Origin of the sequence: Nonomuraea sp. 3N208 (genome assembly GCF_052245935.1) — a bacterium.
GTDB lineage: Bacteria > Actinomycetota > Actinomycetes > Streptosporangiales > Streptosporangiaceae > Nonomuraea.
The window spans coordinates 15808-31098 of record NZ_JBQQBR010000018.1 but is presented as its reverse complement, the minus strand read 5'-3'; the positions used below and the strand labels follow the sequence as shown (position 1 = coordinate 31098).

15 protein-coding genes and 1 pseudogene are annotated in these 15291 nt (G+C 69.7%); 7 read left to right on the top strand and 9 right to left on the bottom strand.

What is annotated here, in order from left to right:
• Window positions 1-19 precede the first annotated feature (19 nt).
• On the top strand, window positions 20-889 hold the full coding sequence (locus ACTWPT_RS26735; RefSeq protein WP_443180201.1) for a hypothetical protein: 870 nt from the start codon (window positions 20-22) through the stop codon (window positions 887-889).
• 21 nt (window positions 890-910) lie between these two features.
• On the opposite strand, the gene ACTWPT_RS26730 is transcribed toward ACTWPT_RS26735, so the two are convergent.
• The 5 genes from ACTWPT_RS26730 to def are packed head-to-tail and all read right to left on the bottom strand — an operon-like array spanning window position 911 to window position 4444.
• On the bottom strand, window positions 911-1270 hold the full coding sequence (locus ACTWPT_RS26730; RefSeq protein WP_443180200.1) for an MmcQ/YjbR family DNA-binding protein: 360 nt from the start codon (window positions 1268-1270) through the stop codon (window positions 911-913).
• 9 nt (window positions 1271-1279) lie between these two features.
• The gene (locus ACTWPT_RS26725; protein WP_443180199.1) at window positions 1280-1696 is read right to left on the bottom strand and encodes a CBS domain-containing protein; all 417 of its coding nucleotides are present in this window, start codon (window positions 1694-1696) and stop codon (window positions 1280-1282) included.
• Between the two features lie 55 nt (window positions 1697-1751).
• Window positions 1752-3263, bottom strand: a complete 1512-nt coding sequence (locus ACTWPT_RS26720) for a pyridoxal phosphate-dependent decarboxylase family protein (RefSeq protein ID WP_443180198.1) — start codon at window positions 3261-3263, stop codon at window positions 1752-1754.
• Entirely contained in the window at window positions 3256-3876 is a 621-nt protein-coding gene (locus tag ACTWPT_RS26715; protein ID WP_443180197.1) for a helix-turn-helix domain-containing protein, read from the bottom strand. The genes ACTWPT_RS26720 and ACTWPT_RS26715 overlap by 8 nt, the downstream gene beginning before the upstream one ends.
• Window positions 3877-3883: 7 nt before the next feature.
• Entirely contained in the window at window positions 3884-4444 is a 561-nt protein-coding gene (gene def / locus ACTWPT_RS26710) for a peptide deformylase (protein ID WP_443180196.1), read from the bottom strand.
• A gap of 116 nt (window positions 4445-4560) precedes the next feature.
• Here def and ACTWPT_RS26705 point away from each other — a divergent pair, with 116 nt between their 5' ends.
• Window positions 4561-5355 (top strand): class I SAM-dependent methyltransferase, encoded by a 795-nt coding sequence (locus ACTWPT_RS26705; protein ID WP_443180195.1) that lies wholly within the window; start codon window positions 4561-4563, stop codon window positions 5353-5355.
• A 95-nt stretch (window positions 5356-5450) separates the two neighbouring features.
• Here the strand turns inward: ACTWPT_RS26705 and ACTWPT_RS26700 are convergent, their stop codons facing one another.
• Window positions 5451-5966, bottom strand: a complete 516-nt coding sequence (locus tag ACTWPT_RS26700) for a hypothetical protein (protein WP_443180194.1) — start codon at window positions 5964-5966, stop codon at window positions 5451-5453.
• A gap of 39 nt (window positions 5967-6005) precedes the next feature.
• Window positions 6006-6935, bottom strand: coding sequence for a hypothetical protein (locus ACTWPT_RS26695; protein WP_443180193.1), 930 nt, complete (start codon window positions 6933-6935; stop codon window positions 6006-6008).
• 130 nt (window positions 6936-7065) lie between these two features.
• Here ACTWPT_RS26695 and ACTWPT_RS26690 point away from each other — a divergent pair, with 130 nt between their 5' ends.
• Window positions 7066-8013, top strand: coding sequence for a GNAT family N-acetyltransferase (locus ACTWPT_RS26690; protein ID WP_443180192.1), 948 nt, complete (start codon window positions 7066-7068; stop codon window positions 8011-8013).
• A 52-nt stretch (window positions 8014-8065) separates the two neighbouring features.
• Window positions 8066-8827 carry an arylamine N-acetyltransferase family protein gene (locus ACTWPT_RS26685; protein ID WP_443180191.1) on the top strand — a complete coding sequence of 254 codons (762 nt, stop codon included), beginning with the start codon at window positions 8066-8068 and terminating at the stop codon, window positions 8825-8827.
• A gap of 314 nt (window positions 8828-9141) precedes the next feature.
• Here ACTWPT_RS26685 and ACTWPT_RS26680 read toward each other — a convergent pair whose 3' ends face one another.
• A complete protein-coding gene (locus ACTWPT_RS26680) occupies window positions 9142-10638 on the bottom strand; it encodes a cellulase family glycosylhydrolase (RefSeq protein ID WP_443180190.1) in 1497 nt (498 codons plus the stop codon).
• A gap of 211 nt (window positions 10639-10849) precedes the next feature.
• On the opposite strand from ACTWPT_RS26680, the gene ACTWPT_RS26675 reads away from it, so the two are divergent.
• Window positions 10850-12118, top strand: a complete 1269-nt coding sequence (locus ACTWPT_RS26675; protein ID WP_443180189.1) for an ROK family transcriptional regulator — start codon at window positions 10850-10852, stop codon at window positions 12116-12118.
• A 354-nt stretch (window positions 12119-12472) separates the two neighbouring features.
• Here ACTWPT_RS26675 and ACTWPT_RS26670 read toward each other — a convergent pair whose 3' ends face one another.
• Complete coding sequence (locus ACTWPT_RS26670) at window positions 12473-13057, bottom strand: hypothetical protein (RefSeq protein WP_443180188.1); 585 nt, start codon at window positions 13055-13057, stop codon at window positions 12473-12475.
• A 404-nt stretch (window positions 13058-13461) separates the two neighbouring features.
• On the opposite strand from ACTWPT_RS26670, the gene ACTWPT_RS26665 reads away from it, so the two are divergent.
• Window positions 13462-14709 (top strand): esterase/lipase family protein, encoded by a 1248-nt coding sequence (locus tag ACTWPT_RS26665; protein WP_443180187.1) that lies wholly within the window; start codon window positions 13462-13464, stop codon window positions 14707-14709.
• Between the two features lie 254 nt (window positions 14710-14963).
• Window positions 14964-15250, top strand: a pseudogene (locus tag ACTWPT_RS26660) (NADP-dependent oxidoreductase); the annotation flags it as partial.
• Window positions 15251-15291: the final 41 nt, after the last annotated feature.

Below are 15291 nucleotides of genomic sequence, written 5' to 3'. Positions count from 1 at the left end.
GCCGTGATAGGGGTGGGGGATGACGGAGCGAGCGAGCGCACTTGACCGGGTGCTCAGGCAGGCGGGCGGACCCGAGATCCTGGACGTCCTGTCCGAACGCCTGTCCGGCGCCGACCTGACCACGCTGCTGCTGGAGGTGATGCGCCGCCGCGCCCGGGTGCTCGCTCCGGCCGACGTGCTGCGCCGCTACGGCCAGGACCGCTTCGTCGCCCCCGCCCCGATTCCGTTCGACAGGCTGCGGCGCGCGGAGGACGCCGTGTTGTCGGCGCTGCCCGCCGACGTCGAGGTGGTCACGCTCGCCCCGGTGGCGCCGCTCGGCGCCTGCTCGGCGGTCGGCCCGGTGGACCAGAACAAGGTCGTCTCCACCATCAGGAACAGCGAGGTCGCCGCCGACCCCACCAACGCGCTCGCCCTGGAGGCGGCCGTGCGCCGCCGGGCCTCCCCGGGGCCTGAGCCGGTACGGCTGGCCGCGCTGCAACGCGTCACCCGCGCCCAGCGCTTCGAAGGCGCCGCCTCCTTCGCGCACTTCACCCTGTTCGCGCTGGTGACGGCGGGTCGGGATACCGGCGACCTGGCGTTCGAGCGGCGCCACGCGGCCGAGCACCTGGCCATCCTGTCCGAGGCCGTACGCGCCTGCGGGATCCCGGATCCCGAGGCGCGGGTCACGGTCCTGGACGAACGCTTCGAGCGCGTGGCCGCTCCGCTCGAGGCGAAACCCGACCCGGACAGGGAGACAGGCCGGGGCTACTACACCGGCCTCTGTTACAAGATCTACGGCGACGGGCTGGAGGTCGGCGACGGCGGATTCGTCGACTGGACGGCCCGCCTGCTCGGCAACCGCAAGGAACGCCTGCTGATCAGCGCGCTCGGCGTCGACCGGCTCGCCTGAGCCCAGTGCCCGGGCCTGAGCTCAGGGGCGGGCGCGCTCGGCGGCAAGCAGCTGCTCCAGGCGCACCTTCTTCGGTACGCACATCCGCCATGCCTCCAGCACCAGCTCGCGCATCTCCGCGTCGTCGAGCGCGGCCATGCGCGCCACCACCCAGTTGAAGCGCAGATCCGACTCTCCCGGCATGAGGAACTTGTCCGGCTCGGCCGCCACCAGCGCCTCGCGTTCCTCCTTGGGGAACCCGAAGCCCATGAGCGTCTCGTCCCGCGAGAACGCCACGTAGACGATCTTGCCTACGCGGAACTTCACCCGGTCCCTGATGAGGTGCTCCGACGAGCGTGGAAGCGTGCGCGCGAACTGCCGTACATCGTCGACTGTGACCACGCGGCCACGTTACCGGTTGCCCTCGGCGGCCGAAATGCCGGCGAGGGCCGAGTTCGGGTCGCGCTCGAGCGCGAGGTCGCCGAGACTGACGATGCCGACGGCGCGGCCGTCCTCGACCACCGGCAGGCGGCGCACGGCGTGCGAGCGCATCAGCTGCACGGCCTGGTCGATACTGGTGTCGGGGCCGACGGCCTCGACGGCCGGGCTGCAGGCCTCGCGGACCGGCGTCTGCGGGCCCTTCTCGTCGGCCACCACGCGCACCGCGATGTCGCGGTCGGTGATGATGCCCGCCATGCGGCCGTTGTCGTTGACGATCACGGCGCCGGCGTCGTTCTCGCGCATCAGCGCCGCGGCGACGGACACCGGCTGGTCGCCCTCGACCGTCGCCGGGTGGGTGGTCATCACGTCAGCCACGGTCTTCGCCATGGAATCCTCCTGTAGGTCGGGTCCGGCCGACCCCCTACCCGGGCGACTGACCGACTCACGTCTGGAGAGTCTTGGCCGCCAGACGGATCTCGTCGAGCAGCACCGCCAGGTCCCGCTCGGTGGTGTCCGGGTGCAGGAAGCAGGCCCGCAGCGCCTCGCGACCGCCCAGCCGGGTGCCGGTCAGGAACGCATTCCCACGTGCCTGCACCTCGCCGGGGATCGCCCGGTTGAGCGCGTCCAGCCCGTCACCGGAGCGCGGACGGTAGCGGAAGGCGGTGATCGACGTGGTGACCGGGACGAGCAGTTCGAAGTCGGCGGCCTCCTCGACCATGGCGGCGAGCCTGCGGGCCAGGCCCGCCGTGTGATTCACCAGGCCGGCGATGCCCGAGCGGCCGAGGAAGGACATGGTGGCCCAGGTCTTCAGCGCGCGGAACGGGCGGGTCTGCTCGGGCCCGTACTCGGCGAACCAGCCCAGCTCGCCGGCGTTGTCGTCGATCAGGTACGACGGCACCAGGCTGAACGCGGCCCGCGCCGCCCCCGGGTCGCGCAGCAACGCGCAACCGCAGCCCACCGGCACGCCCAGCCACTTGTGCGGGTCAAGCGCGAGGGAGTCGGCCCGCTCCAGGCCCGCATAGTGCGGTGCGGCGCCGTCGGCCAGGATGCCGAGCGCGCCGTACGCGCCGTCCACGTGGAACCAGAGCCCGTACTCGGCGGCCACGTCGGCGATCTCGCCGAGCGGGTCGACGGCCCCGGAGTTGACGGTGCCCGCGCTGCCCGCCACGCAGAACGGCCGCAGCCCCGCCTCGAGGTCCTCGGCCACCATGGCGCGCAGGGCGGACACGTCCATCCGGTACGAGCCGTCCACCGGCACCGTGCGCACGTGCCGCGCCCCGAGGCCGAGCAGCTGGGCGGCCTTGTGCAGGCAGCTGTGGCCTTCCTCGGTGACGTACATGACCATGGGCGGCCGCCCGGACAGCCCCTCCTCGCGGGCGTCCCAGCCATCGGCGAGCGCGGCCCGCTGGCGGGCGGCGGCCAGGCAGATCACCGTGGCCATCGACGCCCCGCTGGTCAGCAGGCCGCCGCCGGGCGGATGCGGGAACCCGACCAGCTCGGCCAGCCACCGCACCACCGCTCGCTCCAGGTGTGGCCCGGCGTGATCGCCGCCTGCGCAGCTGGGGTTGAACGCGGCGGCCAGCGGCTCGACGAGCACGCCCGCCGGGTTGGGCGGGGAGTTCACCCAGCCGAAGAAGCGGGGGTGTCCGTTGCCCATCGGGTGCGGCAGCACGTGCGTGCGGGCGTCCTCGAGCAGCTCCTCCAGCGCGCGCCCGGTTTCGGGCAACTCCTGATCGCTCAGCCAGGCACGGTCCGCGGCCGGCACCGGCTGCCAGACCGGCCGGTCGGCGACGCCCGCGAGGTGCCCGGCCACGATCGCGGCCGCCTTGGCTCCGGCCACACGTAGGTCCTCGCCGCCGGCGCCGGGTGTCATGTGCAGGTTCTCGCCGCTGGCGCCGGATGCCACACGCAAGTCCTGGCCGTCGGTGCCGTTCGCCGGGCGCAGGTCATTCATCGAGCGATTCCTTCCGTGGTTCGTGGTGCCCGGCGCCGCCCAGCTCCATGGCCAGGTAGTAGACGCAGTCGACGGCGCCGTCGTTGGCGAAGGCGTGGCGGCAGTCGCCCGGGTAGTAGACGGCGTCGCCGGACTCGAGCACGTACGCCCTGTCGTTGATGGTCAGCCGCAGGCTGCCGTGCTCCACCGCGAGGTATTCCCGCGACCCCGGCGCGTGCGGCTCGAACTCGCCCGCGTCCACGCCAGGACCGATGGTCGTGCGCATGAACTCGAACTCCACGTCGGCGAGCACGGGCGACAACACCCGCCGCTCCCAGCCCGACGGGTCGCGCAGCACCCGCTGCTCGCCGTGGCGCAGCACCCGCATCGCGCCGTGCGCCGGCTCGTCCAGCAGCCGCGCGATCGATGTGCCGAGCGCCGTGGCCAGCCGGTCGAGCACCAGCACGGTCGGCGTCTTGGCGCCGCGTTCGACGTCCGACACCATGCTCCTGCTGATGCGGCTCAGCTCCGCCAGCCGCTCGATCGACAAGCCGCGCGCCCGCCGCTCGCCGCGAATCCGCTGTCCCAGCTCGGCCATCGACAGGCCGGTGGACAGAACCCCTTCGCCGTCCATTCCTCCACTATAGCGGTGTCTTGTCCACTACAGCGGAGGGGTGCTCCTCGCGGTAGGCGGCCAGCACCTGCTTGCGGCGCTTGGCGGGCAGGCGGTCGATGTAGAGGTGGCCGTCGAGGTGGTCGGTCTCGTGCTGCAGGCAGCGGGCCAGCAGCCCGGTGCCCTCGACCGTGACCGGCTGTCCGGCGGCGTCGAAGCCGTGCACGGTGGCGTGGTCGGGGCGGGGGAGCGGCGCGTACTGGCCGGGAACCGACAGGCAGCCCTCGTCCCCGGCGTCGAGGTGGCGCTCACCGACCTCCGGCAGCTCCAGCGTGGGATTGACGACGACGCCCTTGTGGTGCTCGCCGTCGGCGTCCGGGCAGTCGTAGACGAACACGCGCACCGGCACGCCGATCTGGTTGGCGGCCAAGCCCACGCCCTCCGCCGCGTACATGCTCGCGAACATGTCCTCCACCAGAGCCGCCAGCTCGTCGTCGAACCGGCTCACCGGCTCGCACGGGTGATGCAGCACCGGGTCGCCCACATGCACGATCGGCCGGAACTCTCCCACGACCAACGCCTTTCTCAACGTTGCGAACCTTTTCGCAGCAAGTCTACTGTCTCATATAACAAGACATTCTCTCTTGAATGGTGAGACCAGCGCTAGGGTGATCGGCATCGGAGCCAAACGAAGGAGTTCGAGCGATGGACGCCGTTTACACGCATGGTCACCACGAGTCCGTGTTGCGCTCGCACCGCTGGCGCACGGCGGACAACTCGGCCGCGTATTTGCTGCCGCACCTGAAGCCGCACATGACGCTCCTGGACGTGGGCAGCGGGCCGGGCACGATCACCGCCGACCTGGCGGGCCTGGTCGGGCACGTGACGGCCTCCGAGGTCACCGCCGAGGCGCTGGAACTGGCGAAGGCCGAGGTGGCCGCCAGGGGGCTGGGCAACGTGGACTTCGCCGTCGCCGACGTGCACGACCTGGCGTACGCCGACGACACCTTCTGCGTCGTGCACGCCCACCAGGTGCTGCAGCATGTGGGCGACCCGGTGGGGGCGCTGCGCGAGATGCGCCGGGTGACCAAGCCGACTGGGTACGTGGCGGCGCGCGACAGCGACTACGCCGCGTTCACCTGGTATCCGCGGGTGCCGGCGCTGGATGAGTGGCTGGCGCTGTACCAGAAGGTCGCGCGGGCCAACGGGGGCGAGCCGGACGCCGGGCGGCGGCTGCTGTCGTGGGCCAGGGCCGCGGGCTTCGAGGACGTCACCGCCACCTCGTCCACCTGGTGCTTCGCCACATCGGAAGACCGCGCCTGGTGGGGCGGCATGTGGGCCGAGCGGATCCTGCGCTCTTCCATGGCCGAGCAGGCCTTGGCCACCGGCGCCGCGACGGAAGCCGATCTGCGGCGGATCTCGGACGGGTGGCTGGCGTGGGCGGCCGCCGGGGACGGCTGGATGTCCATCCTGCACGGCGAGATCCTCTGCCGCGCGTAGGCGGCCGGCGTCCCGAGGCCTGGTCGCGCTGGGACGGGCACCATGGCCTGGTCGCGCTGGGGCGAGTGCCTTGGCCGGTCGCGTCCGGGCGGGTGCTAGAGACCCAGGCTGCGGGCCCGCTGCCACTGCGGGTCGCGGTAGAGGACCATGTCGTCGCCGACCATCTCGTCGGGCGCCGACAGCATGGCGATCTCGCCCGCGGCCTGCAACTGCAGCAGCAGATCGCGGACCCGCGGCCCGACCGGCAACCGTCCCGCGGGCAGCCCGAGCCCGGACCGCACCGTGTCGGCGATCTCCGACAACCGGAAAGGCCCGTCGAAGCCGTCCACGATCCCGCGCACCACGCTCAGCGTGATCAGATTCTCGGCCTCGGCGTACGCCAGCTGCCAGGTGACCTGCCTCTTGCGCCGCCCGGTTCCCGCGCAGGACGAGCAACCGCGCACCAGATCCGGCGCCATCTGCTCCTCGGCGGAGCCGAGGCAGGCCGAGCAGAGGCCGTTCTCGGCGGCGTGCAACTCGGCGGCCATGCGGCCGCCGAGCACCACACCGCAGTCACAGGCGAACGCCTCACCCAGGATGCCGGCCTGCGGGGAGATCGTATGCTTCGTCACCGAGCCGACTCTACCGGGACACAGCCAGGACACGACCGGTCACGTGCGGAGGTCGGCCAGGCCGCGCAGCCGCCGCAGGGCCTTGCGGGCCGCCGCCGCGACGCGGTCGTCCGGATGGTGGTCGATGAACACCTGCAGCACCCGCCCCGTCCACGGATGGTCCCCGAACGCCAGGATCGAGATCGTTCCTGTCTGCTCCTCCGAGTTCATCCCCATGGCGATGGAGTTGATCACCTCGGCCGGCTCGTCGCCGAACTCCAGCAGCGCCGCCGCCATGTCCACCAGCACCCACGCGATCTCCTCGGGCACCGGCTGCCGGTCCTCGCGCCCGGTCCTGGCCGCGATCACCGCACCCAGCTTCGGCTCCTCCAGCAGCCTGGAGAGCGCCAGCCGGCCTTCCTCGCCGAAGTCCGACCACAGCAGTTCCACGCCGACGGCCCGGCTCAGCGGGCTCACCGTGGCCAGCGCCGAGGCGATCTCCGCCGCCGCCGCGTCCGTGTCCCTGCCTTTGAGCCACCCCGCCAGCTCCTCGCCGCGCTCGGCCTCCGGGTAGGACCGCAGGCCGTGCAGCAGCGCCGCCGCGTCGCCGTCCGCGAGCGACCCCATGACGGGGATCTCCTGCCCGGTGGTGTCCGAGATGATCAGCCGCGCCGCCCACAGGCCGAGCCAGCTCAGCGTGTACGGCTCCGCCTGGCGCACCAGCCCGAGCCCGGACAGCGTCTCGGGAATGTCGCCCTTGGCAGACTCACGCGACAGGAACAACCGGATGAGCTCAAGCAGCAGGCCCTCGTCGGCGGCCAGCCGCTCCCGGCAGTGGTCCGCCCAGGCGGCCAGCACCTCCGCGTCGTCACCCTCGGGTTTCAGCTCGCCGGCCAGCGGCGCGGCGCGTACGGCCGCGGCCAGCGTGGCCTCGTCGGGCAGCCGGATCGGAGGCTGCAGGGGCAGCGTGTCGTCGTCGTAGGACCTCACGAGCCCATCCTGTCGTGATATCTCCGCTATAGTGCCCGCTGACGCCGAAAAGTCGGAAGAAAGGAGGCGCTGAGATGTTCGGCACTACCCCGGGCGCTCATGGCGCCCGCTTTCACTTCTCGGAGGAATCATGCATTTCCGTACCGCGGTCGAGGCTGATCTAGACCGCCTGCTCGGCTGCGTCGTCGACGAGTCCATCAGCTGGGCCCATCCCGAGCGCCTGCTGTCGTTCCTGGAGAGCGGCAACTACCGTTACGACCGCATCTGGATCGCCGAGGACGACGAAGACCGGATCCTGGGCCGCGCCGTCTGGTGGGGCTTTCCCGGCGCCGACAAGCCGCTCGCGATGGACTGCCTGTACGTCCACCCCTCCGTGGGCGACCGCGTGGAGCTGGCCGCCGAGCTGCTCCGGCACGCGCACGCCGGCTCGGGAGAGCGGCCTGCGTACCACGTGTTCGTCTCCAAGGGCTGGCGCGACGACCCGAAGGCCGCGGCGGCCATCGCCTGGCGGTGGGAGGCCGCCGGCCACGCCGGGCTGACGGAGGAACTGGAGCGCCTGCGTTACGAGTGGACGGCCGACGAGCCCGTGCCCGAGCCGTCGGAGCGGGTGGTGTTCCGAGGGGATGACGACGACGAGGCGTTCGTCGCGGCGTTCCGGCGAGTGGCCGAGGGCTCGCTCGACTACGACACGCGGCAGGGGCTGCTCACCATGGACCCGGAGACGCAGGCGCGCGAGGACGTCGACGCCAACAAGTCGATGCCGGGGGACCGGTCGTGGTGGCGGCTGGCGTACACGAAGGACGGGGACCTGGTGGGGGTCGCGCTGCCGTCGGCCAACAACGGCGGGCCCGTCGTGGGCTACATCGGCGTGGTGCCCGAGCACCGCGGCCACGGGTACGTCGACGACCTGCTCGCCGAGATCACCCGCTTCCATGCCGAGCGGGGCGTGCAGCGGATCGTGGCCGACACGGACATGGGGAACGTGCCGATGGCCAGAGCGTTCGAACGGGCCGGTTACCGCAATTTCGCCATCAGGCTGGTCCTGTCCGCCAAGCCGGACATCGCGGACGCCGGATAATCCCGTGAACACGTGATGCGCGCGGGCCGTCGTACCCGTCATTGTTGATCGCATGACGTGGGACATCGAGAAACTCGACCTGGACGCGTATCTGACCAGGATCGGCTACGACGGCCCGCTCGCCCCCACGGCGGCGACGTTACGCGACGTGCACCTGGCGCACGTCCAGGCCATCCCGTTCGAGAACCTGGACGTGCTCCTCGGCCGGGGCGTCCGCCTCGACCTCGACAGCCTGCAGGCCAAGATGGTGACGGGCGGGCGCGGCGGCTACTGCCACGAGCAGAATCTGCTGTTCGCCGCCGCGCTCGAACGCCTTGGCTTCACCATGAAACGCCACCTGGCGCGGATCCGGCTCGGCCGGTACCACCTGCCGCGCTCGCACGCCACGCTCACCGTGACGGCGGACGGCCGCACGTGGCTGGCCGACGTCGGGTTCGGGGGTGACGGGCTGGTGGAGCCGATGCCGTTCGAGGACGGCGCCACCCTGGAGTCGGGCGAGTGGCGGTGGCGGCTGGGGCGCGACGGCGACTTCTGGGTGCTGCATTCAGGCGAGACGGAGCTGTACGCGTTCCGCCCCGACGAGCCGCACTATCAGAGCGATTTCGAGGTGGCCAACTTCTATGTCTCGGAGTACCCGCAGTCGCCGTTCCGGCACCACGTGCTCGTCCAGAGGACCACGGCGGACACGCGGATCAGGCTGGAGGACCTTCTGGTGACGACGGCGGAAGAGTTGATGGCGACCCTTCGCGACCGCATCGGCATCGAGGTCGCGTATGAGGACGCGGAGGCTGTGCTGCGCAAGCTCGCGACCTGACCGTCCATGCCTATGAGCACGGGAACCATGCCTCCGCAACCGGCCGCCGGAGCCGGGTGCGTAGGTTCGAATCCTACAGAGGCACCCAGGCTGGCGACGCCTCGTCCGCTGAACTTTTTGTTGGGACCTCTAAGCCGGCGGGGCGGGCGCGGATGTGATCAGCGCCCGCCCCGCCGGAGGCTGCCGTGCAGGCAGAGCGGTGGGGCGACGCTCCGGCCGAGCGTTCTGCTCACGGCATTTCGACAGCCCTGGCATTGGACATTCGGCCGGAGTGGCGTCGTACGCGGCTTTGGGCAGCCGCATGAGGTGGTTGCTTACGGGGTTGTGTAGGGGTTTTGAGTGAGCAAGTGGGCCTTGTAGCCTTCGCCGACGCCGGGTTCGGGGGTACCGTTCCAGTCCTTGATAAGGACGCCGCCGGTGCTGCAGCCCCACGGGTTCCAGGTCCATGCCAGGTGGGACAGGTCGTGTGCGGTGGCCCAGTCCATCAGCGTGTCCATGTAGTCGTAGCCGCAGTTGTCCTGGCCGAACTCGCCGAGCACTACGGGTACCTGCTGGGCGAGGGGGGCGATTTGGGTGTCCCAGCAGGACGTGGTGGCGCAGGCGTTGAAGCTGTACGCGTGCCAGGACGCGGCGATGTTGTTCAGCGGGTCGTTCGGCTTGTATGCCAGCCACTCCCGCATGTCGTTGGCCCACTCCAGGCCGCCCACCATGAGGACGTTGGTCGCGCCGGTTGCCCGGACCGCGTCGACCAGGTCCTGCATGCCGGCCACCTCATAGGGAATGCCGGCGCAGGTGCCGCCGTCTCGCAGGCACTGCCAGCCCAAGGTCTTGTTCCAGTCGCTGCCGATCTCCGGGTACGGCTCGTTGAACAGATCGAAGACGACAGAGTCGTTGCCCTTGAAGGTGTTCGCGACGCCGGTCCAGAACTGGGGGGCGTACTGCGCGTCCGGCATCGGCTTCTGGCACGTCGCAGTGGCGTCCTTGCAGTGCCAGTCCGGCCCGTTGCTATAGGCGCCCCAGGTCCAGTGCAGGTCGAGGATCGGGGTGATGCCATTGGCGACCAGCAAGTCGACGTAGGCCTTCACGCCCTGCTGGTAGGTGGCGCCGCTGGGCGAGCCGTTGACGCCGAGCCAGCATTCTTCGTTCAACGGCAGCCGCACCGCGTGGATGTTCCAGCTCTTCATGGCATCGACTGAGGCTTGGTCGACCGGGCCGCCGTCCCATTGGCCCTTGCCCTGCACGCAGGCGTATTCGCCGCTTGAGCGGTCCACGCCGAGCAGACGGTAAGGCTTGCCGTCCGACGTGACGATCTTGTTGCCGGACACTCGCAGGCGTGGTGCTGGACCACCGGGGTTGGGGGAGGGACTGGTGGTTGTGGTGGGGGTCGGCGTGGTCACCGAGCCGGTGCAGGTTGTGCCGTTGAGCGCGAACGAGGTCGGTACCGGGTTGGCGCCCTTCCATGCTCCCGCAAAGCCGATGGAAGTGGACGCGCCGGTGTCCATCGACCCGTTCCAATTCAGGCTGGCGGCGGATACGCGAGCCCCGGACTGCGTCCAGGTGGCGCTCCAGCCTTGGGTGACCTTCTGATCGGCGTCGGGGAAGTCGAACGTTAAGGTCCACCCCCTGACGGCGGAGCCGAGGTTGGTGATGGCCACGCTGGCGGTGAAGCCGCTGGGCCACTGGCTCTGGACGGTGTACGTGACGGAGCAGCCAGTGGCGGCAGCCGACGAGGGGAGCGTGGTCGCTGCCATGCTGCCCAGTGCCAGGACTCCGACGGCGCCGAACGTGAGCAGCGCATGACGATGTTTCATCTGATCCCTCTGTTCGAGATAGATGCGGACAGCTGCTCCAGCATGCTTAGTTAGCAAAGTTATTAAAGTCAATCACGAAGGGATATCCAGGGACAACGGCACCTAGAGGTGCCGATAGGACCCCAGCTCAAGGGCTTGGCGGTGGAGCTGCTCGCCGGCGGATCGCTGAAATTAAGGTAGCTTTTGTACATCAGGTGTGGGAGGTGGCACGGTGACGAGCCCCATCTGGGCAACTCGGACGAAGACCCGCGGAATGGTGCTCGACTTGATCCGGGCGGCGCGGGCGATCAGCCGGGTGGAGCTCGTAGCGGCGACCGGTTTGACCGCGCCGACGATCTCCGAGGTCGTACGAGAACTCATGGCCGACGGTCTCGTCGTCGAGGCGGGGCTGGGCGCCTCGACGGGTGGCAAGCGACCGATGCTCGTCCAGCTCAATCCCTCGGCCCGCTACAGCGTCGGGGTGCAGCTGGAACGCAATACGTGCGTGATCGTTGTGGTCGATCTGGCCGGCCGGCAGATCGCGAGGATGTCGTTCAGCGGAGTGTCGTCGATGCCGCCGGAACGTGGGCTGTCGTCGGTGGCCTCGCAGGTGAACGCGTTGCTCGACACGGCGGCCGTCGATCGTGACAAGGTGCTGGGGGTCGGCTTGGTCAGCTATGGGCCGCAGGATCGGCGGACTGGTGTGCTGTTGACCCCGCAGCCCACCGAGGAGTGGTTCGGCTACCCCATCGCGGACCGTCTCGCCGAGAGCCTCGGTCTGCCGGTCCTGTTGGACAACGACGCGGCGGCGGCCGCGATCGGTGAGTACTGGATGGGGGCGGTAGAGCCACGCAGCACCTACGGCTGCATCTACATGGCCACGGGGATCGGCGGTGGCGTGGTGGTCGCAGGCGAGGTTTATCGCGGCAGCTCTTCGAACAGCGTGGAGATCGGCCACATCTCCATCGACGTCAACGGGGACGAATGTCCTTGTGGCAACCGCGGTTGTCTGGAGAACTACGCCGGCCCGGCCGCGTTGGTCAGGGAGGCGCTGACGACGCCCGGGCTTGGCCAGCGGCTGGCACTCGACCCGACCGGAGACGACTTCCTCACCGAGTTCACGCGGCTCGCAGCCGCGGCGAACGCCGGCGACCCGGCCGCCCGAGGCCTGGTCGAACGGTCTGCCCGCTATCTGGGTTATGCCGCGGTCACCATGACCACCCTGTTCGACCTCGACACAGTCGTCCTCGCCGGGCCGAGTTTTGCGGTTGCCGGCTCGATCTACCAGTCGGTGATCCAGGAGGAGGTGGACCGCCGTACCTTCGCGCGGCGGGCTCACCGCGTGCGGGTCGTGCCATCGGTCAGCGGGTCGGACGCCGCGGCGATCGGTGGGGCGGTCCTCGTCCTGCAGAGCGAATTGATCCTCGGCCACGGCCGTCCGACGGACAGCGCCCAACCACCGTCTCCCGAGGGCGAGGCGGAGGCTGCAACCGCCGTGTGACGCCCAACTTGCTCAGACCTGGCTTGTCGCGGCCTTCGACAGAGCAGGACTGCCCAGTCGCGGGGCACGAGGCCCGCGTCGCGCACTCCGAGTCCCGGTACGTCTTCTTCGCCATCACGACGGCCTTCCGAACGCGTCTGCTCCGATGAAGTGCCGCGGCCCGCAACGCTCGGGCGGAACCGCCTTGTTCGGACATCTACAAAAGTGGAGCCGCCGCTGGCTACAACCTTGCACTGGGGACTTAGGCCCAGCTCAGAGGCCTGATCGGCCCAAGGCTTGGCCGGGTCGAAACACGTCGACGAACGGTGCTTCTCCGAGGAGCCGATCGACTGCAGCACCGCAGTATTGACTTAATTAGGTTGGCTTGCCGGGCGGCAGGCGGTGCCTCTTTTCGCGCCCGGCGAGCCGCGGACCGGCCTGTACGTGCACCTGCAGAGGTTGCCGCTGACCTTCTTCACCGGAACGCGGACGGGAGAGATCCAGTCCCGGGTGATCGGTGACGTGGCGAAGGTGGCCGTGCACCAGCGCCGCGTCATTGCCGCCGTTCAGCACTCGCGGGCCGAGATGAGCGTCATCGCCGAGGAGACACTGTCGGTCTCCGGAATCCTGCTCGCCCGGGTCTTCGGCCGTCAGGACCATGGCGTACGGCGGTTCCAGACCGAGAGCCGACGCCTGTCCAGGCTGCAGCTCAGGGCGGCCGTGTCGGCGCAGGCGCTGGGCGCGGCACTCCAGGCCCTCTTCATGCCTGCGGTCGTGTACGTCGCCGCGGGGTTTGGGGAGACGTCCACGCCGGGAACCCTGCTGGCCTTCACCTCGCTCCAGGCCCGGCTCGCCGAGTGTGGCCAGGACATTGTCGTAGATGCCGTTGGCCGGGGCGTGGCGCAGCACCTTCTCGACCAGGAACTCTTTGGCGTCGGGCTGCGTGCGCAGGAGGCTCATGACTTCGGAGAGGAAGTCCGCCTCGAAGTCGCACAAGGCTTCAGGCGCAGGACACTGGCGGGCGGAAAGCGGCAGCCGGACGACCGGCGGAAGCGGTGCCAGGACAGGGTTGGCTTGGAACGATTGGATCACCCGCCGGGACGAGTTCGAGCAGCGGACGGAGCGTGCGGTCACGGTCCGCGGTCAAGTAGTCGACCACCGGGGAAGCCGCGAGGTGAAGGCGCGGGAGAAGCCCCGGTCGAGGGCTCCCTCAGTGGCCCCGAGGCCCGGGACGGAAGGCTGTGCCCCCTTCTACCGCTCTGGTTTAGAGATGTCGACCGACACAGGGTTATGGGGGCGGCTCACATTGACCCGCACCTCCGGATCCGGGGAACTTGACTCATCAGCGCTTCGGAGGAGGTCCGATGGGACGACGTTCGTGGAGACGAGTGGCCGCGGCTCTCGCGTTAGCGGCTGGAGCGCTATTCACGACACCCGCCGCCGCGACAGCGACGGCGTCGGTGACGCTGGAGGCCGCCTATAGCTCGGGCCTGGAGAACGGCTGGATGCTCGTCGAGCGCTACAAGGACAACTCAACTGGGTTCCAGGCCGAGACCTACCCGCCCGACGGGCGTGGTGATCAGACGGGGCAGACCAGGCGCCTGTTCGGTGACATCGCCCGGCCGCACTCCTCGCGGTTTCTGCTGTACCACGCGCCGGGCTGGCAGACAGGCGCCAAGAGCACCCCCGTGCTGCTCGTGCACGGCGCCAATCAGAACGCCGATCTGGCCTGGGCCAACCCCAATGCCAAGGGCTCGTACGGCTGCGGCCAGGCCAGCTGTCCCACCACGGGCCTCATGCAGCACCTCACCGGGCAGGGCTACAAGGTGTTCGCGATCGGCTTCCCACACGTCACAGGGGACGGCCACTACTGGGCGGAGCAGATCCACGACGCCGTCGCCAGGATCCGGGCGAAGACCGGTGCGGCGCAGGTGGACGTGATCGGCTGGTCGAAGGGCGCGTTCAACGCGCGCATGTACGTCTCGTCGCTGCGCAAGCCTTGGGGCACGGCCTACGCGGGCGGTGTCAGGAAGCTCATCCTCGTCGGCGGGCCGAACAAGGGCTTCGACTGGGGTTACCGGCACGGCTGGACCCACGATTTCGCGATATTTCCGGAATGTGGGGGCTCATTGAACGCGCCCGCACCCCACACCCAGATGGTCTGTTACGGCCTATGGCGCAACCATCCTGAGCTGAGCTACGAGGGCGATGCCTACCCGGGCTCCGACGACATGCTCTATCGCTGGGACGACGTCTACCCGCTGTCCACCACCGAGCAGGACTGGTACACCACCTACTACGGCGGCACCGGCTTCTACACCGTCGGCCGCGGGATCCAGTGGGCCATCGACAGGGGCTCGCTGGTACGGCCCCTCATCGACGCGGGCACCCCCTCCAGCGTGCCGGTCTACCAACTGTGCGGCAACATGCCCGACATGGCGCTACTGCACAACGAACACACAGGACCGTCCGACGGCGCCGTCTTCGTGGCGAGTTGCACTGCGGCCGACGGTATAGCGAACCGAGCCGCGACCGCGACGCACCCACTCAACCACCTCAAGCTCGGCTGGTCCGCGACTGCCATGGCCCAGATCACCGCCTGGCTCGGCTGAGCGTCGCGTATGTGCACGACGACCTCGAAGCCGGCCAGCGTCCGTTCGACGGTGGCCTGGTCGCGGATCGCCGCGGATCATCGCGAAGCAGCCACTGAGTGTAGGTACCGAGCAGGGCGCCGCTGCCGAATCGCAGGTTATCCAGAGCCCGCAGGGTGTGGCCGGCAGACAAGCAGGCCAGATACAGGAGGCGACGAGACACAAGAACCGATCTTTCCTGCACCACCGTCTCAGGTCGACCCGCAGGTCAAGCTGCGGAACCGACGACGTACGAGACGGGGCTGGTCGAACGGGTCCGCGCGCTGGCGCCTGACGGGGTGGACCCGGTGTTCGACTGTGCCGGAGGGGCGCTGCCGACCTGATCGCCATCGCCGGGGACCCGGCGCGCGTGATGACGATCGCCGACTTCACCGCGGCGGCTCATGGCGTACACATGTCGCAAACAGTGTTGGCCGACGACACGGGCGCGGCTGTCGGGGCCGCTGCCGATCCGCTGGCGCTGCATGCCCTCGACATCGCGGTCGCGCTTGCTGAGCAGGGCTGGCGGCCAGCGCGCCATCGATGTGTCCGGCAGAGCTGGTG